This is a genomic window from Methylobacterium sp. Leaf106 (assembly GCF_001422895.1).
In the GTDB taxonomy this organism is placed as follows: domain Bacteria; phylum Pseudomonadota; class Alphaproteobacteria; order Rhizobiales; family Beijerinckiaceae; genus Methylobacterium; species Methylobacterium bullatum.
The window spans coordinates 373,061-394,733 of the sequence record NZ_LMNB01000001.1 but is presented as its reverse complement, the minus strand read 5'-3'; the positions used below and the strand labels follow the sequence as shown (position 1 = coordinate 394,733).

At 68.8% G+C, this 21,673-nt stretch carries 18 protein-coding genes and 2 tRNA genes; 10 read left to right on the top strand and 10 right to left on the bottom strand.

Annotated elements, in window-relative coordinates; all coding sequences use genetic code 11:
• Positions 1-349 precede the first annotated feature (349 nt).
• A complete protein-coding gene (gene alaS / locus ASF34_RS02025) occupies positions 350-3,028 on the top strand; it encodes an alanine--tRNA ligase (RefSeq protein WP_056158182.1) in 2,679 nt (892 codons plus the stop codon).
• Here alaS and ASF34_RS02020 read toward each other — a convergent pair.
• Complete coding sequence (locus ASF34_RS02020; RefSeq protein WP_056144775.1) at positions 3,021-3,431, bottom strand: DUF2147 domain-containing protein; 411 nt, start codon at positions 3,429-3,431, stop codon at positions 3,021-3,023. The genes alaS and ASF34_RS02020 overlap by 8 nt on opposite strands.
• A 205-nt stretch (positions 3,432-3,636) precedes the next feature.
• On the opposite strand from ASF34_RS02020, the gene rfbC reads away from it, so the two are divergent.
• From rfbC to rfbA, 4 genes are all read left to right on the top strand, one after another.
• A complete protein-coding gene (gene rfbC / locus ASF34_RS02015; protein ID WP_056158180.1) occupies positions 3,637-4,188 on the top strand; it encodes a dTDP-4-dehydrorhamnose 3,5-epimerase in 552 nt (183 codons plus the stop codon).
• Positions 4,189-4,265: 77 nt separating this feature from the next.
• Positions 4,266-5,348, top strand: coding sequence for a dTDP-glucose 4,6-dehydratase (gene rfbB, locus ASF34_RS02010; protein WP_200913185.1), 1,083 nt, complete (start codon positions 4,266-4,268; stop codon positions 5,346-5,348).
• A gap of 1 nt (position 5,349) precedes the next feature.
• The gene (gene rfbD / locus ASF34_RS02005) at positions 5,350-6,258 is read left to right on the top strand and encodes a dTDP-4-dehydrorhamnose reductase (protein WP_018042722.1); all 909 of its coding nucleotides are present in this window, start codon (positions 5,350-5,352) and stop codon (positions 6,256-6,258) included.
• Positions 6,255-7,145 (top strand): glucose-1-phosphate thymidylyltransferase RfbA, encoded by an 891-nt coding sequence (gene rfbA / locus ASF34_RS02000; protein WP_056158179.1) that lies wholly within the window; start codon positions 6,255-6,257, stop codon positions 7,143-7,145. Before rfbD ends, rfbA begins: the two co-directional genes overlap by 4 nt.
• A gap of 9 nt (positions 7,146-7,154) precedes the next feature.
• On the opposite strand, the gene ASF34_RS01995 is transcribed toward rfbA, so the two are convergent.
• Entirely contained in the window at positions 7,155-7,721 is a 567-nt protein-coding gene (locus tag ASF34_RS01995; protein WP_056158176.1) for a hypothetical protein, read from the bottom strand.
• A gap of 327 nt (positions 7,722-8,048) precedes the next feature.
• Here ASF34_RS01995 and ASF34_RS01990 point away from each other — a divergent pair, with 327 nt between their 5' ends.
• Positions 8,049-9,926: a calcium-binding protein gene (locus tag ASF34_RS01990; protein ID WP_056158173.1), complete on the top strand. Its 1,878-nt coding sequence runs from the start codon at positions 8,049-8,051 to the stop codon at positions 9,924-9,926.
• 173 nt (positions 9,927-10,099) lie between these two features.
• Here the strand turns inward: ASF34_RS01990 and ASF34_RS22630 are convergent, their stop codons facing one another.
• The 4 genes from ASF34_RS22630 to ASF34_RS01975 form a co-directional block, all read right to left on the bottom strand.
• Positions 10,100-10,315 carry a hypothetical protein gene (locus ASF34_RS22630; RefSeq protein ID WP_156465605.1) on the bottom strand — a complete coding sequence of 72 codons (216 nt, stop codon included), beginning with the start codon at positions 10,313-10,315 and terminating at the stop codon, positions 10,100-10,102.
• A gap of 134 nt (positions 10,316-10,449) precedes the next feature.
• Positions 10,450-10,525 (bottom strand) — tRNA-Ala (locus tag ASF34_RS01985).
• A gap of 130 nt (positions 10,526-10,655) precedes the next feature.
• Positions 10,656-10,731, bottom strand: a tRNA-Ala gene (locus ASF34_RS01980).
• Positions 10,732-10,910: 179 nt separating this feature from the next.
• Positions 10,911-11,300 carry a TIGR02300 family protein gene (locus ASF34_RS01975; RefSeq protein ID WP_026175741.1) on the bottom strand — a complete coding sequence of 130 codons (390 nt, stop codon included), beginning with the start codon at positions 11,298-11,300 and terminating at the stop codon, positions 10,911-10,913.
• A 250-nt stretch (positions 11,301-11,550) separates the two neighbouring features.
• On the opposite strand from ASF34_RS01975, the gene aroA reads away from it, so the two are divergent.
• Both aroA and cmk read left to right on the top strand, forming a co-directional pair.
• Positions 11,551-12,900: a 3-phosphoshikimate 1-carboxyvinyltransferase gene (gene aroA / locus ASF34_RS01970; RefSeq protein WP_056158172.1), complete on the top strand. Its 1,350-nt coding sequence runs from the start codon at positions 11,551-11,553 to the stop codon at positions 12,898-12,900.
• 5 nt (positions 12,901-12,905) lie between these two features.
• Positions 12,906-13,538 (top strand): (d)CMP kinase, encoded by a 633-nt coding sequence (cmk, locus tag ASF34_RS01965; protein WP_018042729.1) that lies wholly within the window; start codon positions 12,906-12,908, stop codon positions 13,536-13,538.
• Between the two features lie 7 nt (positions 13,539-13,545).
• On the opposite strand, the gene ASF34_RS01960 is transcribed toward cmk, so the two are convergent.
• Together ASF34_RS01960 and hrpB are read right to left on the bottom strand one after the other, a co-directional pair.
• Positions 13,546-13,989 (bottom strand): DUF805 domain-containing protein, encoded by a 444-nt coding sequence (locus tag ASF34_RS01960; protein WP_018042730.1) that lies wholly within the window; start codon positions 13,987-13,989, stop codon positions 13,546-13,548.
• Positions 13,986-16,472 carry an ATP-dependent helicase HrpB gene (gene hrpB / locus ASF34_RS01955; protein ID WP_056158883.1) on the bottom strand — a complete coding sequence of 829 codons (2,487 nt, stop codon included), beginning with the start codon at positions 16,470-16,472 and terminating at the stop codon, positions 13,986-13,988. Before hrpB ends, ASF34_RS01960 begins: the two co-directional genes overlap by 4 nt.
• 217 nt (positions 16,473-16,689) lie before the next feature.
• Here hrpB and ASF34_RS01950 point away from each other — a divergent pair, with 217 nt between their 5' ends.
• A complete protein-coding gene (locus ASF34_RS01950; protein WP_026175744.1) occupies positions 16,690-17,010 on the top strand; it encodes a hypothetical protein in 321 nt (106 codons plus the stop codon).
• Between the two features lie 133 nt (positions 17,011-17,143).
• Complete coding sequence (mutS, locus tag ASF34_RS01945) at positions 17,144-19,897, top strand: DNA mismatch repair protein MutS (RefSeq protein ID WP_056158170.1); 2,754 nt, start codon at positions 17,144-17,146, stop codon at positions 19,895-19,897.
• 12 nt (positions 19,898-19,909) lie between these two features.
• Here the strand turns inward: mutS and ASF34_RS01940 are convergent, their stop codons facing one another.
• Positions 19,910-20,389 (bottom strand): response regulator, encoded by a 480-nt coding sequence (locus ASF34_RS01940; protein WP_056158168.1) that lies wholly within the window; start codon positions 20,387-20,389, stop codon positions 19,910-19,912.
• A complete protein-coding gene (locus ASF34_RS01935) occupies positions 20,386-21,552 on the bottom strand; it encodes a PAS domain-containing protein (RefSeq protein ID WP_244474495.1) in 1,167 nt (388 codons plus the stop codon). Before ASF34_RS01935 ends, ASF34_RS01940 begins: the two co-directional genes overlap by 4 nt.
• Positions 21,553-21,673: the final 121 nt, after the last annotated feature.

The window sequence follows — 21,673 nt, the reverse complement described above, 5'->3', positions numbered from 1 at the left end:
AAGTCATCGAAATGGCCGTCGCAGCTCCCTGCGGCGGCCTTTTTTGATGATCGGATCGGCGCGGTATCGATCCGCCCTCCGGCTTGACCTCGACGAGAGCCCGAACGGCTCGCGCGCACTACCTTCGCGTGGCCCGCGGCGGACTTACGAAGCCACCCTCGAACCGCCATTCCGAGGGGACGCAACGGGTGCTGCGGCCGTTTTGCAGCCCACGTCGTGAAAAAGCGGAACCCACCGCAATCGACCGGGCGTGACTCGACGGTCCGGCCTCCTTATGAGGGCGCAAGCCACGAAGAAGCCTCGGGTCGTCGTCTCGACGGCCCAAAGCGCACGACAGAGTCATTTCACGATGAGCGGCGTCAACGAGATCCGGTCGGCCTTCCTCGACTATTTCGCCAAGGCGGACCACGCCGTGGTGCCGTCGTCGTCCCTCGTCCCCCGCAACGACCCGACCCTGATGTTCACCAATGCGGGGATGGTGCAGTTCAAGAACGTCTTCACCGGCGTCGAGAAGCGGCCCTACAACCGGGCCACCACGGCGCAGAAATGCGTCCGCGCCGGCGGTAAGCACAACGACCTCGACAATGTCGGCTATACGGCCCGCCACCACACCTTCTTCGAGATGCTCGGCAACTTCTCCTTCGGCGATTATTTCAAGCCGCAGGCGATCGAACTGGCCTGGAGCCTGATCACGAAGGAATTCGGCCTGTCGAAGGACCGGCTGCTCGTCACCGTCTATGCGGATGACGACGATGCGGCCGATCTCTGGAAGAAGATCGCGGGTTTTGGCGACGACCGGATCATCCGCATCGGCACCTCCGACAATTTCTGGCAGATGGGCGATACAGGCCCCTGCGGTCCCTGCTCGGAGATCTTCATCGATCAGGGACCCGGCCTCCAGGGCGGTCCTCCCGGTTCGCCGGACGAGGACGGCGACCGGTTCCTGGAATTCTGGAACCTCGTCTTCATGCAGTACGAGCAGATCGAGCCGGGCCACCGCCTCGCTCTGCCGCGCCCCTCCATCGACACCGGCATGGGCCTGGAACGCATGGCGGCGATCCTCCAGGGCGTCACCAGCAATTACGACACCGACCTGTTCAAGGCCCTCATCGATGCGGTGAGCCACGCCGTCGGCCGTCCTCCCGAGGCCGGCACCGTCGCCTCCTACCGCGTCATCGCCGATCACCTGCGTTCCGTCTCGTTCCTCATCGCCGACGGCGTGCTGCCGTCGAACGAGGGCCGCGGTTACGTCCTGCGCCGCATCATGCGCCGGGCCATGCGCCACCTCGAACTCCTCGGCTCCCGCGAGCCCGTAATGTTCCGCCTGGTCCCCACCCTGGTCCGCGAGATGGGGCAGGCCTATCCCGAACTGACACGCGCAGAGAGCCTGATCTCGGAGACCCTGCGCCTGGAGGAGACCCGCTTCCGTCGCACCCTCGAGCGGGGCCTCGCCATCCTCGATTCCGAGAGCCGCACCCTGGTCTCCGGTCAGAACCTGTCCGGCGAGACCGCCTTCACCCTCTACGACACCTACGGCTTCCCCCTCGACCTGACCCAGGACGCCCTGAAGGCCCGCGGCATCGGCGTCGACACCGACGCGTTCGGTCAGGCGATGGAGCGCCAGCGCAAGGCCGCCCGCGCCGCCTGGACCGGCTCGGGCGAGGCCGCCACCGAGACGGTCTGGTACGGCATCAAGGAGCGCGTCGGCGCCACGGAGTTCCTCGGATACGAGACCGAGGGCGCGGAGGGCATCGTCACCGCGCTCCTGCGCGACGGGGCCGAGGTGGAGAGCCTGTCGGCCGGCGAGACCGGCCTCGTACTGCTCAACCAGACCCCGTTCTATGCCGAATCCGGCGGTCAGGTGGGCGATACCGGCCGCCTGACCGCGTCGGGCCTGACCGCGCGGGTCACCGCCACGGAGAAGAAGCTCGGCGATCTCTTCGTGCATCACGTCACCGTCGACGAGGGGCGGCTGACCCTGGGGCAGGCAGCGGAGCTCACCGTCGATCACGCCCGCAGGTCGGCGATCCGCGCCAACCATTCGGCCACCCATCTTCTGCACGAGGCCCTGCGCCAAGTGCTCGGCGACCATGTGGCCCAGAAGGGCTCGCTGGTCTCGGCCGAGCGCCTGCGCTTCGATTTCAGCCATCCCAAACCCATGGACGAGGCCGAGCTCCGCGCCGTGGAGGACATCGCCAATGCGGTGCTCCTGCAGAACACGCCCGTGGTGACGAAGCTGATGGCCCAGGACGAGGCCGTCGCCTCAGGCGCCCGCGCCCTGTTCGGCGAGAAATACGGCGACGAGGTGCGCGTCGTCTCCATGGGACGCCCGGTCGACGATCGGGGCGACCTCGCGGAGGAGGGCCGGCTTCCGGCCTTCTCCATCGAACTCTGCGGCGGCACCCATGCGGGCCGCACGGGCGAGATCGGGCAGATCTCGGTGCTCGGCGAGAGCGCGGTCGGCGCCGGCGTGCGCCGCATCGAAGCCCTCACCGCCGGGGCGGCCCGTCGTCACCGCGCCGAGGAGAGCCGCACCCTCGGCCAGATCGCCGGGCTCCTCAAGGTCCAGAGTGCCGATGTGCCCGAGCGGCTGAGCGCGCTCATCGATGAGCGCCGCCGCCTGGAGCGCGAATTGTCGGACGCCAAGAAGAAGCTCGCCATGGGCGGCTCGTCGGGGAACGACGACGGCATCGTCGAGGTCGGCGGCGTCAAGCTGATGGCCAAGGTCGTCGAGGGCGTCGAGATGCGCGACCTGAAGAGTCTCGCCGATGCCGGCAAGAGCCGCATCGGCTCCGGCATCGTCGCCCTGGTGGGCGTATCGCCGGACGGCAAGGCCGGCCTCGTCGTCGGCGTCACCGAGGATCTGACCGACCGGTTCGACGCGGTCTCCCTCGTCCGCGCCGGGGCCGGGCATCTCGGCGGCAAGGGCGGCGGCGGACGCCGCGACATGGCCCAGGCCGGTGGCCCGGAGGGAACCGGCGCCCAGGCGGCGATCGACGCCATCGCCCAGGCGCTCTCCGTCAGTTGACGCGCTTCCAGGTCTGGCGCTTGCAGAAAACGCTCATGACGCAGCCCGCCACTTCGACCACGTTCGGCCCCTTGACCGTGAGACTGCCGGAATAGGTCTTGCCGTCATTGGGGTTGTAGAGCGAACCCTCGTAGCCGTCCCCGGACGGGGTCGCCGCGTTCATGATCTGGACGCCGATCAGGCTGCGGGATTGGAGCGAGGCATCCGGGTTCTTGGAATCGAGGCCCTTGCCCGGCACGCTCACCAGGGTGCCGCAATAGCCACCGCCGCAGCGCGCGATCCGAACCTTCGAATCCCCGTTCTCGGTGAGCCAGACCCCGCTCGGGTCGGCCCCCTTCTGGGCGAAGCCCCCTCCCGTCATCGCGATCAGGGCCATGACGGCCACGGCGGATCGCGTTGGCATCGCTGTGAACTTCATCGTCATCCTTCGTCCTCTCGAACGGTTCCGGCGGCCGCCGGGGCGGCCCCGCCTCGCGGGAAGCGGAGTTAGCCCTCCGGCATGGGAGGGGCAAGCGCAGGGTCGAGACCGGCCCGATACGCCCCCGCATGCCTTGACAGGGCGCCCCGGCACGCGCCTAGAGACCGCCGAAGTTGAATGGAGAATCGCGATGCGTGTGGTCGAGACACGGATTCCCGCGGTGAAGCGGGTCGTGCCCAATCGCTTCGGCGACGACAGGGGCTGGTTCTCGGAGACCTTCCGGGCCGATATCCTGGCCGGTGCCGGGATCGCCGACGCCTTCGTGCAGGACAACCAATCCTTCTCCGCCCAGAGCGGGACCGTTCGCGGCCTGCATTTCCAGCTCGCACCGGCGGGCCAGGCCAAGCTCGTGCGCGTCCTGTCGGGCTCCATCCTCGATGTCGCCGTCGACCTGCGGCGCGGATCCGAGACCTATGGACAGCATGTCGCCGTCCGGCTCGACGCCGCCGAGGGCGAACAACTCTACGTCCCGGTGGGCTTCGGCCATGGGTTCTGCACCCTGGAACCCGACACCATGGTCGCCTACAAAGTGTCGGCCTATTACAGCCGCGAGCACGACCGCAATCTGGCCTGGAACGATCCGGATCTGGCTATCGACTGGCCGGTCGGCGAGGACGAGGCGGTCTTGTCCGACAAGGACCGCGTGGCACCGTCCTTCGCCGATCTGGGCGCGGTGTTCTGAAGTACCGCCCGCCCCCTCGGCGAAGGCACGTCGGAACGACGCGATACCGAACCGCCCATGCGTGACCACCAGGATCTATGAACATGGCCAAATCCCAACGCATTCTGGTCACGGGCGGCTGTGGCTTCATCGGCTCGGCTCTGGTCCTGCACCTCGTCCAGGATCTCGGCCATGAGGTCGCGACCCTCGACGCGCTGACCTATGCGGCCAATCCGATCTCGCTGGCTCCCCTCGATGGCGATCCGCGGCACCGGCTGGTGACCGGCGACATCTGCGATCCCGCCGCCGTACACGCCCTCTACGCCGAGTTCCGGCCCGACGCGGTGATGCATCTCGCCGCCGAGAGCCATGTGGACCGCTCGATCACCGACCCGGGCGCCTTCATACGCACCAACGTCGTCGGCACGCAGGTGATGCTCGATGGCGCCCGTACCTACTGGGAAAGCCTCGGCGGCGAAGCGAAGGCGGCGTTCCGGTTCCTCCACGTCTCCACCGACGAGGTCTACGGCTCGCTCCCGCCGGACGGGTTCTTCACCGAGGACAGCCGCTACGATCCGCGCTCGCCCTATTCGGCCTCCAAGGCCGCCTCCGACCATCTGGCACGGGCCTGGGGGGAGACCTACGCCCTGCCGGTTCTGGTGACGAACTGCTCCAACAATTACGGCCCCCGGCATTTCCCGGAGAAGCTGATCCCCCTGATGATCCTCAACGCCCTCGAAGGCCGGCCCCTGCCGGTCTATGGCGACGGCCTCAACGAGCGCGACTGGATCCACGTGGAGGACCATGCACGCGGCCTCGTGGCGGTGCTGGAACGGGGCCGCCTCGGGGAGACCTATCTCCTGGGCGGCCGCTCGGTGCGCAACAACCTCGCCGTGGTGAAGGCTCTCTGCGCCGCCTTCGACCGGCTGCGGCCGGAGCATGGGCCGCACGAGCGCCTGATCTCCTTCGTGGCCGACCGGCCGGGCCACGACCGGCGCTACGCCATCGATCCCGGCAAGGCCGAGCGGGAGATCGGCTGGACCCCCACCAAATCCTTCGAGGAAGCGCTTGAGGAGACCGTGCGCTGGTATCTCGACAACGAGGCGTGGTGGCGCCCGATCCGCGAGGGCCGCTATACCGGCGAGCGCCTCGGCCTCGGCACGCAGCCGACGAAGGCTTGAGATGGATATCCTGATCCTCGGCGGGGCGGGCCAGGTCGGCACCGAACTGCAGGCCTCCCGGCATTGGGGCGCGGGCGTGACCCTCGTCGCCCCGACCCGTACCGAACTCGACGTCACCGATGCCACAGCCGTGGCGCGGATCTTTACCGAGCGCACCATCGGGGCGGTGGTGAACGCCGCCGCCTACACCGCCGTGGACAAGGCCGAGTCGGAGGTGGTGGAAGCCTGGCGCCTCAACGCCCTGGCACCCGCCATCCTGGCGGCCGAGACGGCGCGGCGGGGCATCCCCCTCGTCCACGTCTCCACCGATTACGTCTTCGACGGCGCCGCATCGGGCGCCTACGCGCCGGACGCGCCGATCCGTCCGACCAGCGTCTACGGCGCCAGCAAGGCCGCCGGCGAGATGGCGGTCCGCACCGCCAATCCGCGCCACGCCATCCTGCGTACCGCCTGGGTCGTGAGCCCGCACCGGGGCAACTTCGTGAAGACGATGCTGCGGCTCGCAGCCGAGCGGGATGCGCTGAACGTGGTGAACGACCAGCGCGGCTGCCCGACCTCCGCCGCCGATCTCGCCGCCGCCCTCGCGGACATCGCCCTGCGTCTTTCCGCCGACAGCGACGCGCCCACGGGGACGCATCACTTCGTCAATGCGGGCGCCACCACCTGGCACGGTTTCGCGCAAGCCATCGTCGCCGGCTCGGCCGCGCGCGGCGGCCGGAGCGTTCCGGTCAACGGCATCCCCACCAGCGCCTATCCGACGCCCGCGCGGCGGCCCGCCAATTCGGAACTGTCGACGGAGAGCCTGACGAAGGCCTACGGGCTGGCGCCGCGCCCCTGGCAGGCAGCCCTCGACGACATCCTCGACCGGCTTGTCGGCCCCGCGCATCATTCAGCAGAGGCACAGTCATGAAGGGCATCGTTCTCGCCGGTGGGTCCGGCACGCGCCTCCATCCGGCGACCCTGTCGATCAACAAGCAGCTGCTGCCCGTCTACGACAAGCCGATGATCTATTATCCGGTCTCGGTGCTGATGCTCGCCGGCATCCGCGAGATCCTGATCATTTCGAGCCCCGAGCATCTCGGCAATTACGAGCGTCTGTTCGGCACCGGCGAGCAGTTCGGCCTCTCCTTCAGCTACGCCGTTCAGCCGCGCCCGGAAGGTCTCGCCCAGGCCTTCACCATCGGTCGCGACTTCGTCGGCACGGACGACGTCGCCCTCGTGCTGGGGGACAACCTGTTCTTCGGCTCGGGCATGAGCGCCATGCTCAAACAGGCGCGCGAACGGAAGACCGGCGCGACGATCTTCGCCTATCACGTGGATCACCCGGAGGCTTACGGCGTGGTCACCCTCGACCGTGACGGACGGCCCCTGCGCATCGTCGAGAAGCCCCAGGTACCGGAGAGCCCCTGGGCGGTGACCGGCCTCTACTTCTACGACAACCGGGTGCTCGACATCGCCGCCGCCGTGAAGCCCTCGGCGCGCGGCGAATTGGAGATCACATCCGTCAACCAGGCCTATCTCGACCTCGGCGAACTCCATGTGCAGCGCATGTCGCGCGGCTATGCCTGGCTCGATACGGGGACGCATGACAGCCTGCTGGAGGCGGGCGAGTTCGTGCGCACGCTGCAGAACCGGCAGGGCCTCCAGGTCGCCTGCCTGGAGGAGATCGCCTATCTCCAGGGCTTCATCGACAAGGCGCAGCTGATCGCCCGCGGCGAGCTCTTCGCCAAGACCGCCTACGGCCAGAACCTGCTGAAACTGTCGAAGCTCGACCCGGAATCCCGCCTGGACGAGTGAGCCGCTCGCCTAGACCTCGCCCCTGGCAAGGATGGCGCCCGTATAGGTCTCGCTGACCTCGCAGATCGGACGCCCCGACCGGTCCGAGAGGATCGCCTCGATGGCGAAGACGAGATCCGACGGGCCGGGAACACCCGCATCCCGCGGCCACAATCTCAGCAGCCGGAGGTTTCGGCGTTTCGGGAACAGGGTGTGGACCACCCGGCCGAAGGGAGCCTCCGTCATGTCGAGGGACAGGTTCATCTCCGTCGTCAGACGCGCCGGGACGTACCAGTTCTCGGCCTGCGACAGGACGTAGCCGGCGCAACTCAGACGGACGTGCCGGTAGCGAACCGCCTCTCCGTCGGACAAAGCCAGCCGCCGGCTCTGCACCGGGCTGGGGAGCCGTTCGGGACCCGGAACCCGCGTCGCCACCAGACGGGCCTCCGACGCGAGCCGACGCTCCTCGCACCAGCCCTCCAGCACCGTCGTCGCGCTGTCGCCGTTCAGGAGCCGTGCGCTCAGGGTCTCGATCAGCAGCTCGGCGTCCGAAGCGGAGCGCGAGGTGAGGGCGAGCGGTGTTGCGGGACGCGTCATGACCCCGGATTATCATGCGGCGCTTGCCTGCACACGCCGTCGCCGTAGCGCCGGTCATGCAGCATCGTCACGCGGAGCGGGATCGCCGGCCTCCGACAGGGCTGTGCCGGGGGATGGAGGGCCGCGCCGAAGGCCGGCATGGGCAGCCGAGCAATACCCCGGCCCGGACGACCAACCTCCAATCTTCCCACGTCCGGATGACGGCCATCACTGCGTCGTCGCACAAAGACTATTTGATCTCGGACACGACCGGGGTATCAACACCCGCCATTCCTTTTCGAACACTTCGAATTCAACACGAATCATTGATTTGACGGCGGGGCGAACATGTCGGTGGTCAATCTCACACCCGGTAACGACAGCTACCTGGATGCGCTCGGCCAGAGCGATACCATCAATGGCATGGCAGGCGACGATGTCATCTCCGGCCTCGACGGGAAGGATCGGATCGACGGTGGCGCCGGATTCGATATCGCCAATTATGCGAACGATTTTCGGAACAATGGCACGAAGGGCGTCATCGTCAACTTCGCCACCGGCAAGGCCACGGATGGATTCGGCAGCGCCGATACGCTGATCTCAATCGAAGCGGTGATGGGAACGCAACTCGCCGACAAGCTTACGGGAGGCAATGTCGCCCTGGACATCACGGGGGAGTATTTCTACGGGCTCGCCGGCAAGGACGTGATCGACGGCGGCAGCGGTTTCGACGAGGTCCGCTACGATCGCGACGCGGCCTTCGGCGGCACGCAGGGTGTCACCGTCAATCTCACCACCGGCAAGGCCGTCGACGGGTTCGGGACCGTCGATACGCTCCGCAACATCGAATCGGTGCGAGGCACCGCCTATGACGACAAGCTCTCGGGCGGGGACACCGACCCGAACAGCGCGAACAACTTCTTCCTCGGCCTCGGCGGGAACGACACCATCGATGGCGGCTCGGGCTACGACGAACTGCGCTACGACAAGGACGCCAGTTTCGGCGGCAACAGCGGCGTCACCGTGAACCTCGCGGCGGGGACCGCCATCGACGGGTTCGGCACCACCGATACGGTCAGCAACATCGAAGGCGTGCGTGGAACCCGATACGCCGACAAGCTGCACGGCAACGACACGAACGACCGGAGCTTCGACAGCCTGATCGGCCTCGCCGGTGACGATACCCTCGACGGCGGCGGCGGCAACGACGCGGCCCGCTACGACAGGGACGCGAGCTTCGGCGCGCTCCAGGGCGTGACCGTCAACCTCGCGAAGGGCACCGCCACGGACGGGTTCGGCAACCACGACACGCTGATCAGCATCGAGGTCGTGCGCGGCACGCAATATGTCGACATCCTGACCGGAGGCAACGCCGCGAGCGCCGCCTACGAGGGGTTCTACGGGCTCGGCGGTAACGACACGATCAACGGCGGCAAGGGCTTCGACGAGGTTCGCTACGACAGGGACGTCGACAATGGCGGCGGCTCGGGCGTCACGGTCGATCTCGCGGCCGGCACGGCGACGGACGGCTTCGGCACCACCGACAAGCTGATCGGGATCGAGGCCATCGTCGGCACCCAGTTCGACGACCACCTGACCGGCGATAGCCTTGCGAACCGCTTCACCGGCCACGCCGGAAACGACACGATCGACGGTGGGTCCGGCATCGACGCCCTCGATTTCCGGAACGACGACCTTTTCGGCGCCGTCAATGGCGCCATCGTGGATCTCGGCGCCGGCACCGCGACCGGCACCTTCGGCAGCACCTATACCTTGACCTCCATCGAAGCGGTCCTCGGCTCGGTCTTCGCCGACGCCATCACGGGGAGCAAGGTCGCCAACACCCTCGTGGGCAATGCCGGCGATGACCAGCTCGACGGCCTGCTCGGCAAGGACGTCCTCACCGGCGGAGCGGGCAGCGACACGTTCCGCTTCAGCACCGCCTTCTCCGCCGCCAACGTCGATCACATCACGGATTTCGAGACCGCCGATACGATCGAGATCGCGAAGGCGGTCGCCCCGGTCCTGCCCACGGGCACGCTGGCCGCCACGGCGTTCAAGGATCTCTCCACCGGTTCGGCGGATTCCAGCGACCGCATCCTCTACGACCGCAGCACGGGGACCCTGTCCTACGACAAGGACGGCAGCGGAAGCGCCTCGGCGGTGACGTTCGCCGTGCTGGATCACCCGATCGCGCTCACGTACCAGGATTTCCACATCGTCTGAGCGGGATCGTCTCCCACAGGCCGGTCGCGCCGCGCATCGCGGCGTGATCGGCATCGGACACGGGTATCCGAGGCCTATGCCGGGGCGGGGCGGGGCGGCGACGTCCCTGCCCGACCGATGGGCGGGGCAAGCGGATTGCCCGCTCACGAAGCCCATGGGCCGAGGCGCACCCGTCACGCGCCGAAGACGAACAGGTCGCTCTGCATCTCCCTCACGTCAAAGCTTCCCGTATCGGGCAGGATGATCTCGATGGACCGATCAGAGCCGACGTCTTCCGCAATCGAGCTTGCGACCGGACATACGCACGATTGAATTTCGAAGGGCGACACCATTCCGCGCGGTAGAGTTATCACCCCACAAGCCGCGGCATTCGCGATGCCAAGACGCATCGGTGTTCCGGGGAACGCGCGTGGCAGCATCGACCAGGGAGGGACAACGGCCTTGCCGGCGATCTTGGAAAGTCAGTGGTCGGGGCGGGACGACACACGGCCCTGGAGAGGATGGGCAGGCGGCTGAAAGTGAATGGTGGAGCCTAACGGGATCGAACCGATGACCTCTTCCATGCCATGGAAGCGCTCTCCCAGCTGAGCTAAGGCCCCACATTCCAGGACAATCGCGACGCCGTCTCGCGAATGTCGTCATCTTCGGTGAACCTCACCGAGACTGGTCTTGTCCGATTCGTTTGACGGCGCCCCTCGGGGCGACATCCGCGAACCGGATGAAAAGAAATGGTGGAGCCTAACGGGATCGAACCGATGACCTCTTCCATGCCATGGAAGCGCTCTCCCAGCTGAGCTAAGGCCCCACTTCTGGGACCACCGCAACACGTCTCGCGATGGTCGTTCCGCCAATCTGCCTCGCGGCGTCCGGCGGAGGCGGTTCTATATTCGGGCCGTTGCCCGGACTCAAGCCCCTAATCGCATTCATCGCCGAGAATTTTCGGCGCTGGGCCTCGGGACAGGCAAAGCGAGGCGGGGACGCGCCTCAGCTTTCTTCGTCGTTCTCGATATCGCCGTCGATGAGATCGGCCACGTCGTCGTCGCCGGTATCTTCCTCCTCGAGGAAGGTGTCGTCGGCGTCGGTCGAATCGGCGTCGTCGTCGCCGGTCGTGGTATCCGCTTCGTCCTCGGCGGCCTCGACCTCGTCGAGGGACACGATCTCGGGACCGCCCTTCTCGGCGTCCGTATCCTCGTCGTCGTCAGCCGGAACGGCCGCGGCGCGGGAGGCGAGGGCGGGAGCGGCGATGCGCGACGTCGCGGCGGCCTGATAGATGGTCCCGCATTTCGGGCAGGTCGCGGGATCCTTGTCGAGATCGTAGAATTTCGCGCCGCAGCTCATGCATTGACGCTTCAAGCCGAGTTCCGGTCTGGCCACGGGCGAACCTCTGATAGGGATTTGGGAGAGGCGCCCCGTTAGTCGGGTGAAACCGTCCTGTCAAATGCTCCCGCGCCGGCGATCCACCGCGTTCGGCCCGAACCTCGCCCGGATTCGACCCCGCTGAGGCCGCGACGGGTCGGATGACGCCGCCCCGCCTGCGTGGTAACCGGCCCCATGACGTCGCCGCCGGCCGAAGGGTCGGCTCCGACGGCCCGACTGCGCCAGAAGCCGAAAAGTCATCATTCCCGTGTCGCACACTTCCGAACCGCAGCCCCTGACCGCTTCCGCCGGCTCGCCCTTGCGCGGCGCGCTGCGGCCGCCGGGCGACAAGTCGATCTCCCACCGGGCGATGATCCTCGGTCTCCTGAGCATCGGTGAGACCCGCATCGAGGGCTTGCTCGAAGGCGACGACGTCCTTCGCACGGCGGAGGCCGCCAGAGCCCTCGGAGCCGGGATCGATCGTCTCGGGGAGGGGCGCTGGGTCGTGCGCGGCGTCGGCATCGGCGGAATGACCGATCCGGCCGGCGTGCTGGATTTCGGCAATGCCGGCACGGGCTCGCGCCTGATGATGGGCGTGGTCGGCGGGCAGGACGTCACCGCGACCTTCGACGGCGACGCCTCCCTGCGCAAGCGCCCCATGCGCCGCATCCTCGATCCGCTGATCCGCATGGGCACGCAGGTTCTGAGCGAGGAGGAGGGCGGCCGCGTGCCCCTCACCCTTCGCGGGCCGAGGGAAGCCATTCCGATCACCTACGAGACTCCCGTCGCCTCGGCGCAGATCAAATCCGCCGTGCTCCTCGCCGGCCTCAACGCGCCGGGAACCACGACGGTGATCGAGGCGGCGGCGACCCGAGACCATAGCGAGCGGATGCTCCGCCTCTTCGGTGCCGAGGTACTGGTGAGCCCTCACGGACCCGGCGGCCACGGTCGCAGCATCGCCCTCACGGGCCAGCCCACCCTGCGCGGCACCGACGTCATCGTGCCGGCCGACCCGTCCTCGGCGGCCTTCCCGCTGGTGGCGGCCCTCATCGTTCCGGGCTCCGAAGTGACGATCCAGGGCGTCATGATGAACCCGCTGCGCATCGGCCTCATCACGACGCTGCTGGAGATGGGCGCCGATATCGAGCGTCGCAACGAGCGCGACGAGGGCGGCGAGACCGTGGCCGATCTCCATGTCCGCGCCAGCCGCCTCAAGGGCGTCGACGTGCCGGCCGAGCGCGCCCCGGCGATGATCGACGAATATCCCGTCCTCGCCGTGGCCGCCGCCTTTGCCGAGGGCGTCACCCGGATGAACGGGCTGCACGAACTGACGGTGAAGGAATCCGACCGCCTCGCCGCCGTGGCGGATGGTTTGCGCGAGAACGGCGTGACCTACCGGATCGAGGGCGACGACCTCATCGTCGAGGGCGACGGCTCCGCCGCGCGTGGCGGCGGCACCGTGGCCACCCATCTCGACCACCGCATCGCCATGGCCTTCCTGGTGATGGGCCTCGCGACGAAGCAACCCGTGACCGTCGATGACGGCGCGATGATCGCCACCAGTTTCCCGAGCTTCCTGCCGACGATGCGGGCGCTCGGCGGCCGCATCGCGGAGTGAGCCCCATGCCGATGGTCATCGCGATCGACGGACCCGCCGCCTCGGGCAAGGGAACCCTCGCCAAGCGCCTCGCCGCGCATTACGGGCTGCCGCATCTCGATACGGGTCTGCTCTACCGGGCCGTGGCCCTCACCGTCATCGATGCCGGCTGCAATCTCGACGATCACGCCGCCGCCGCTCGGGCCGCCGCGACGCTGATCGCCGACCGGCTCGCCGACCCGAGGCTGCGCGAGCGGGCGATGGGAGACGCGGCCTCCCGCATCTCGTCGATCCCGGCGGTGCGTGCGGCCCTGCTCGCCTGGCAGCAGCGTTTCGCCGGCGGTGCCAGCGGTGCCGTCCTCGACGGGCGCGACATCGGCACGGTGGTCTGTCCGCAGGCCCAGGTGAAACTGTTCATCACCGCCGCCGCCGAGGAGCGCGCCCGGCGCCGACACCTCGAACTCCTGCGGCGCGGCGAGTCGGCGAGCCTCGGGGCGATCCTGTCCGACATCGTCGCCCGCGATGCGCGGGACGCGCAACGCTCGACGGCGCCCCTCAAGGCGGCCGCCGACGCCGTCCTCCTCGACACCACCGAACTCGATGCGGACGAGGCCTTCGAGGCGGCCCGCGCCGTGGTGGACCGGGCGCGCGTCCACTGACACCCGCTTACCGCTCGGGCTCCGGCCCGTAGCGGTTCGGGCCGGGCGTACCCCGCCGGCAGATGGTTTCCACGAAGAACCACAGGTTGAACCCGGTCATGGCCAGCGTGGCGGCGATCACGGGCCACGGATAGACGTCGGCGAGAGTCTCGAGCGGCGCGAAGCCAGCCAGGGTGGTGATGACGTCGGGCAGCATCCACCATCCCGTCCGGCCCCGGTCGTGCAGGCGCCGGATCGTCGCCACCATGAGCAGGACAGCTATTCCGGCCACGCTGACACCGACGATGGCGAGGCCCGTGAACCGCGCATCCAGCGACGCGGCAAGGATGGCGACGCTGCCGGAGACGAAGAAAAGCAGCAGCATCCCGATCAATCGGCGATGATAGCTCCGGCGGGACATCCGTCCTCGCGGATCGAAGAGCGCCGCGAACGAATCAAGCGTGTTCATCATGTCCCCCTCGGCTTCACCCGCCGGGTCGGCGGCTCGGTCAACGGATCGTCCGGCCAGGGATGGCGCGGGTAACGCCCGCGCATCTCGGCGCGCACGGCACTCCATGAGCCGCGCCAGAAGCCGGGCAGGTCCTTCGTGATCTGGATCGGCCGCGAGGCCGGTGACAGCAGGTGGAGAACCAGCGGCACCCGTCCGCCGGCGATGGCGGGATGGCGGTCGAGGCCGAACAGCTCCTGCACCCGGACGGCCAGGACCGGACCGCCCTCGGCATCGTAGTCGATGGGAATGCGCGACCCCGTGGGCACCTCCACATGGGTCGGCGCCTCCGCGTCGAGGCGGTGACGCATGTCCCACGGGAGGAGTGCGTTGAGGGCGCGGCCGAGATCGTCGGCGGTGACGGCGTCGAGGCCAGTGCGTCCCTCGATCTCCGGCGCGAGCCAGTTCTCCACCGATGCGCTCAACGCCGCGTCGGAGAGGTCGGGCCATGCTTCGCCCTCGGCCGCGCGCAGGAAGCTCAGGCGGGACCGCCATTGGGCCAGGGCCGGCGTCCAGGGCAGGCTGTCGAGTCCGAGCCCGGCGATGCCCCGCGCCAGGATGACGGCCGATGCCGCATCCAACGGCACCGGCAGGATCCGCTCGCCGAGGGTCGCGGCACCGAGGCGGCGGGAGGCGCGCGCCCTCAGGGACCGGGAGCCCTTGTCGAACACCACCTGGGTGACGGAGTCGATCCGTTCCGCGAACGCGGCCTCGATGTCGTCCAGGGGGATCGCGGCAGCGGCGAGGATGCGCCCGGAGGCCGCCGTGCCGGCGATGTCGGCCACCACGAGGAAGGGTTCGCGGGCAAGGGCCGAGGCCGGGTCCACGCGCCCGGCGCGTCCGTTCGCCATGACGAACTCGCCGTCCCGCCCCCGCGAGCGGGCGACGCGGTCGGGATAGGCCAGCGCAAGGAGCGCTCCGGCCCCGGAAACATCGGCCGTCGTCACCGCGCCCGCGAATCCGGCGGCCTGCTCGGCCCAGCCGCGCGCCAGACGCCGCATGTCGGAGGCGCGGGGTCCGCGGTCGCGGGCGAACCGGTCGGCGCGGACGGAGAGGTCGGCATCGTCTCCCCCGAGGCCGCGCTCCACCAGGATCGCGGCGAGATCCGCCGCCTCCCGCGCCCGCCCGAACCCGGCCGCCGCGACCACCATCCGGGCGAGGCGCGGGGGGAGGGGGATGGCGCGCAAGGCCCGCCCCGTCTCGGTGAGGCGCCCGTCGGCATCGAGGGCGGCGAGATCGCGCAGCATCGCGCGCGCCTCCGCCAGGGCGGGAGCGGGCGGGGCATCGAGGAACGACAGGGTGGCTGGGTCGGAGACGCCCCATGCGGCGCAGTCGAGGAGCAGGCCGGACAGGTCGGCGGCCAGGATCTCCGGCCGCGTGAAGGGTTCGAGGGCGCTGGTCGCCGCCTCCGACCAGAGGCGATGGCAGATGCCCGGCTCGGTCCGCCCCGCGCGACCGCGCCGCTGGTCCACAGAGGCGCGGGAGGCGCGGGCGGTGACGAGGCGCGTCAGGCCGATGCCGGGCTCGTAGAGCGGCACGCGGGACAGGCCGGAATCGACCACGATCCGGACGCCCTCGATGGTGAGCGAGGTCTCGGCGATGCTGGTCGCCAGCACCACTTTCCGGGTTCCGGGCGGGGCGGGCGCCACGGCGCGGTCCTGCTCGGCCGGGGGGAGGGCGCCGTAAAGCGGCGCGATCTCGGTACTCTCGTCGACCCGTTCGGAGAGGAGCGTCGCGACCCGACGGATCTCGCCCTGTCCGGGAAGGAAGGCGAGGACGGAGCCGGGATCGGCCCGCAGGGCGCGCAGGATGGCGTCGGCCATCGCATCCTCGATCCGCCGGTTGGGATCGCGCTCCGTGTGGCGTGTCTCGACCGGATAGGCCCGGCCTTCGGATTCGACGATCCGCGCATCGCCCATGAGGCGTGAGACCCTCGCCCCGTCGAGGGTCGCGGACATGACGAGGATGCGCAGGTCGTCGCGCAGGCCGGACTGCGCGTCGAGGGCGAGGGCGAGCCCGAGATCGGCGTCGAGGGAGCGTTCGTGGAACTCGTCGAAGATCACGGCGCCGATGCCGGACAGCTCCGGATCGTCGAGGATCATGCGGGTGAAGACCCCCTCCGTGACGACCTCGATCCGCGTCGCCCGCGAGATCTTCGAGCCGAGGCGGACGCGCAGCCCCACGGTCTCGCCCACGCGCTGACCGAGGGTGGTGGCCATGCGCTCGGCCGCGCCGCGGGCAGCCAGGCGCCGTGGTTCGAGGAGGATGATCCGGCCGGCCGCGCCGAGCCACGGCGCGTCGAGAAGGGCCAGCGGGACACGGGTGGTCTTGCCGGCTCCGGGGGGCGCCACGAGCACTGCCGAATGACCGGCTTCGAGAGCCGCGAGAAGGCCCGGCAGGGCCGCATCGATCGGCAGGGCAGCGGAGGGGGAGGGGTTTGTCGCCATCGCGGATGTGGTGGTGCGGGCAAGCGGGAGGATGCGCAACCCCGTTTCGCCATGCCGGCGCGGATCACGTGCGCGATGCGAAAATCATCCCATGATCCTCATGCGTTCGGCGGCTTTTCGCTGCGTCATCGGGCATCGAAAAGAATGGGAACGGAGTCCGGGCAAACGACTTGTTGCCTCGACGCGCGCGGCGCGATCCGAACGGATGGACTACTCGATGACCAAGATTGCACTTGCCCTGGCGGCAGGAACCTTTTTCAGCGCCCTCGGCCTCGGCGCCGCTTCCGCCGCCCCGGCCATGCCGGCCGCTCCCGTGATCGCCGGCGATACGCTCGCCACCGAGGTCGTCAGCCGCGGTCATCACCCGGGCTACGCCAGCCATCGCGGCATGCGCCATCGCCACCACCATCATCGTCACGGCATGCGCCACCGCCGCGCCCCGGCCGCCTACAGCCACGGCGATCCGAACTCCCGCAACCCGCAGCAGCCGGGCTACATGCAGCGCAAGGGCACCACGACGGGCGGCCCGCGCTACTGAGCCGTTCTTCGGCTTCATCGTCGGAAGGGCCGGTGCGGAGACGCATCGGCCTTTTTTCGTGGGATCACGGTTCTCCCCAGATGATGCTGGCAGGGGCGCTGATCCGGTCCGGCGGCCTCTGCTATGATGGCGCATGTCCCAACGCGCCGCCCGCTCCAGCCCGAAGACCAGCGTCCCGGCCGAGGAGACGGTGAGCGCCTCGCCCCTCGACATCGCCGGCGCGACGCCGATGATGGCGCAGTACATCGAGATCAAGGCGGCCAACACGGATTGCCTCCTGTTCTACCGGATGGGGGATTTCTACGAACTGTTCTTCGAGGATGCGGAGATCGCATCGCGTGCCCTCGGCATCGTCCTGACCAAGCGCGGCAAGCATGGCGGGGCGGACATCCCCATGTGCGGGGTGCCGGTGGAGCGCTCGGACGATTACCTCAGCCGCCTCATCGCCCTCGGCCATCGCGTCGCGGTCTGTGCCCAGACCGAGGACCCGGCGGAGGCCAAGAAGCGGGGACCGAAATCCGTGGTGCGCCGCGAGGTCGTTCGCCTCGTCACCCCCGGTACGATCACCGAGGACCGTCTCCTCGACCCGTCGCGCGCCAGCATCCTCCTCGCTCTCGGCCGCCGCAAGTTCTCGGAATCCGGCTATGCCTACGGCATCGCCGCCGTGGACATCTCCACCGGCCGCTTCTCGCTCAGCGAGGTACCCGAAGGCGAACTGGGTGCTGCCATCGCCCGCCACGATCCGCGCGAGATCGTGCTTTCCGAGTCGATCCATTCCGACCCGTCGCTCGCCGGCCTCTGGCGCGAGGTGAAGGCCCCGGTCACGCCCCTGGCGCAGGCGGAGCTCGAACCGGCCTCGGCGGAACGGCGGATCAAGGAACAGTTCGGCGTCTCGACCCTCGACGGGTTCGGGCAGTTCGGGCGGGCGGAGCTCGCCGCCGCCGGAGCGGCCCTGCTCTATATCGAGCGCACGCAGATCGGCGCGCGGCCCGCCCTGTCGCCGCCGACCCGGGAGACGAGCGGGGCGACGCTGGCCATCGACGCGGCGACCCGCGCCAATCTCGAACTCACCCGGACCCTCTCGGGCGAGCGCACCGGCAGCCTGCTCGACGCCATCGACCGCACCGTGTCGGCCATCGGCGCGCGGCTGCTGGCCGAGCATCTCGCCGGCCCTCTCACCGACCTGTCGGCGATCAGGCGCCGCCACGAAGCGGTGTCGTTCCTCGTGGAGGATGGCGCCCTTCGCCGAAGCCTGCGCGACGCCCTGGCGCGGGCGCCCGACATCGCCCGCGCCCTATCGCGGCTCGGCCTCGGGCGCGGAGGGCCGCGCGATCTCGCGGCCCTGCGCGACGGTCTCGACGCGGCCCTGGCGATCTCGCAGCGGTGTGGAGAGGTGAAAGCCTTGCCGGAGGATCTCACCGGCATCGTCCAGCGCCTCGGCACGGTGGATGCCGATCTCGTCGAGCATCTGCGCGCGGCGCTCGCCGACGACCTTCCCCTCAACCGACGCGACGGCGGCTTCGTGCGCGCCGGCTACGATGCCGAGATCGACGAGGCCCGGCTGCTCGGCCAGGATTCACGCAAGGTCATCGCCGGGCTGCAGGCGCGCTATGCCGAGGAGACCGGATGCCGCACCCTGCGGATCAAGCACAACAACATGCTCGGCTACTACATCGAGGTGCCGCAGGCGGTGGGCGAGACCTGCCTCAAGGGCGCCTTGCGCGAGACGTTCATCCATCGCCAGACCATGATCGATGCCATGCGGTTCTCGAGCGTGGAACTGAACGATCTCGAAAGCCGCATCTCGGGGGCGGCCGACCGGGCGCTGGCCCTCGAGACCGAGGTCTTCGATGCGCTGGCCGCTCGGATCATGGCCCAGGCCGAGACCGTCGCCGCCATCGCCGACGCCCTGGCCAGCCTCGACGTCACCGCCTCCCATGCGGAACTGGCTGTGGAACGGGATTGGCGCAGGCCCTTCGTCGATGACAGTTTCAGCTTCGTCGTCGAGGGCGGCCGCCATCCGGTGGTGGAATCCGCCCTGCGGCGGTCCGGCGAGCCGTTCATCGCCAACGATTGCGACCTGTCCGGCGAAGGGCGCGGCCGCATCCGGCTCATCACCGGGCCGAATATGGGCGGCAAGTCGACCTTCCTGCGCCAGAACGCCCTCATCGCCGTCCTCGCCCAGATGGGCGCCTTCGTACCGGCCACCCGCGTGCATCTCGGGGTGGTGGACCGGCTGTTCTCGCGGGTCGGCGCCGCCGACGATCTGGCGCGCGGGCAATCGACCTTCATGGTCGAGATGGTGGAGACGGCCGCGATCCTGAACCAGGCGAGCCGGCATTCCCTCGTCATCCTCGACGAGATCGGCCGGGGCACTGCGACCTTCGACGGTCTCTCCATCGCCTGGGCCTGCCTCGAATACCTCCACGAACAGAACGGGTGCCGCGCGCTCTTCGCCACCCATTTCCACGAACTCACGGCCCTGAGCCAGCGTCTCACGCGGCTCGACAACGCGACGCTGAAAGTGGCCGAGCACAAGGGCGAAGTGGTGTTCCTGCACGAGGTCGTGCCGGGCGTGGCCGAGCGGTCCTACGGCCTTCAGGTCGCCCGTCTCGCCGGCCTGCCCGCCGGGGTCATCGCCCGGGCCGGCTCGATCCTGAAAAACCTGGAGAAGGCGGAGCGCGACCGCCCGACCCGTCCGCGCATCGACGACCTGCCGCTCTTCGCCAGCCTCGCCCCGCCGCCCCTGCCGGAGGTGCAGGCTCCCGCGGCAGACGATCCCCTGCGGCAGGAGCTGGACCGGATCGATCCCGACGCCCTGACACCGCGCGAGGCGCTGGAAGTGCTCTATCGCCTCAAGAAGACGGCTCGCGACGACATGAACTGAGGCCCGGAGGCGTCAGGGCCTCGCCCCGGCCCAGGGCTTCTGCGACCAGAGGGCATCCTCCGCCACGCCCTCCGACGCCGGCCGGAACCCGTCCGATCCGTGCGGCTCGGGTTGCCCCCCGGCCCGGATCGCCGCCACGTAGCGCAACGCACCCGCGACCGCGCGTTCCGAATAGGGCTTGGCGATGACGCCCAATGCACCGGCGAAATCCGCGGGGATGCGCTTGTCATTGGCGGTCATGAACACAACGCTGGTGCGCGGGTCGAGGCTCAGGATCCTCGCCACCTCGACCCCGGTCGGGCCGTCGATGAGATGGATGTCCACCAGGGCGATGTCGGGGGAGGTCGCCCTCCCAAGTTCGATGGCTTCGGCCGAGCTTGCCGCCACCCCGGCGATGACGTGGCCGAGATCTTCCAGAAGGCATTGGAGTTCGAGGGCGATGAGCGCCTCGTCCTCGACGACGAGGATACGAAGTGCGTCCCCGGCGCTCACCCTGCCTGCCCTAGCGTGGCTTCACGCGGCGCGGACGTGGCGGGTCTGGGGCTCTCCGATTGAAGGGGAATCACGATCTCGACCCGCGTCCCCGAACCGGGTTCGTGCCAGGTGATGACCCCGCGCAGCTGCTTCACCACCATCTCCACCAGGGAACAGCCGAACCCGGCCGGGTTCGGCACCGCGGCATTCCGTCCGATCCCGTCATCCTCGATCTGGAGGCGCAGGCCGGTCTCGCACCGGCGGGCGGAAATGCTGACCCGTCCTTCGCGATCGTTCGGGAAGGCGTGGCGCACGGCGTTGGTGGCGAGTTCGTGCAGCATCAGGGCGAGGGGTGCCGCGATGGCGGCCGGCAGGGAAATCGGGTCGACCTCGGCGGTGACCGCCGTGCGCGCCGGGTCGATGCCGGCGGTGAGGTCGGACATGAAATCGTCGGCGAACTCTTCCAGATTGAAGCGGGTCACGTCCCCGGCCGAATAGAGCATGCGATGCACCATGGAGAGCGCGCCGATGCGCTCGGCCATGCCCTGAAGGGCATCGCGCGCCTCGCCCTGGGGGGTTCGCCGCGCCTTCAGCAAGACCAGGGAGGAGATGACCTGCAGGTTGTTCTTGACCCGATGATCGACCTCGTGGAGCAGCGCGGTCTTCTCCTCCAGGGCGGCCCGCAGGTCTGCGGTCTGCTCGTGAACCTGCCGTTCGAGCTCGTCGTTCGTTTCCTGCAGGGCGAGTTCGAGAGCGTGCTTCTCGGTCATGTCGGCCTGGGCGGCGTAGTAATACACCAGCTCGCCCGAGTCGTTGCGAACCGGCGAGATCGTCATGGCGTTCCAGAAGGAGGAGCCGTCCTTACGATAGTTGCACAGCTCGACCTCGACGGGTGCTTGCCGCCTCAAGGCGTCGCGGATGGCATCGATCGTCCGCGGATCGCTGTCCGGCCCCTGGAGCAGGCGGCAGTTGCGGCCCTGCAGGTCCGCGCGCGCATAACCGGTGAGGGTGAGAAAAGCGTCGTTGACCCAGACGATGGGGTTGTCGGCAAGGCGAGGGTCAGTCACCACCATGGGCGTGGGACTGGCGTCGAAAGCCATGGCGAACATCTTGGCATCCACGGAGGCGTTCCCCACCGGGCGAAGTCCGGCCGAAACCTGATTGTTGCTGCTGCCCATCATCCTGACATCACGCTTGTACCACCGCCCTCATCCGATGACAGCAGCACTTCGACGGCACAGACCGAAACGACCGCCTCGGCAAATAGATCGGGAGGATATTTCCTCGTTACGTCGACTCGCC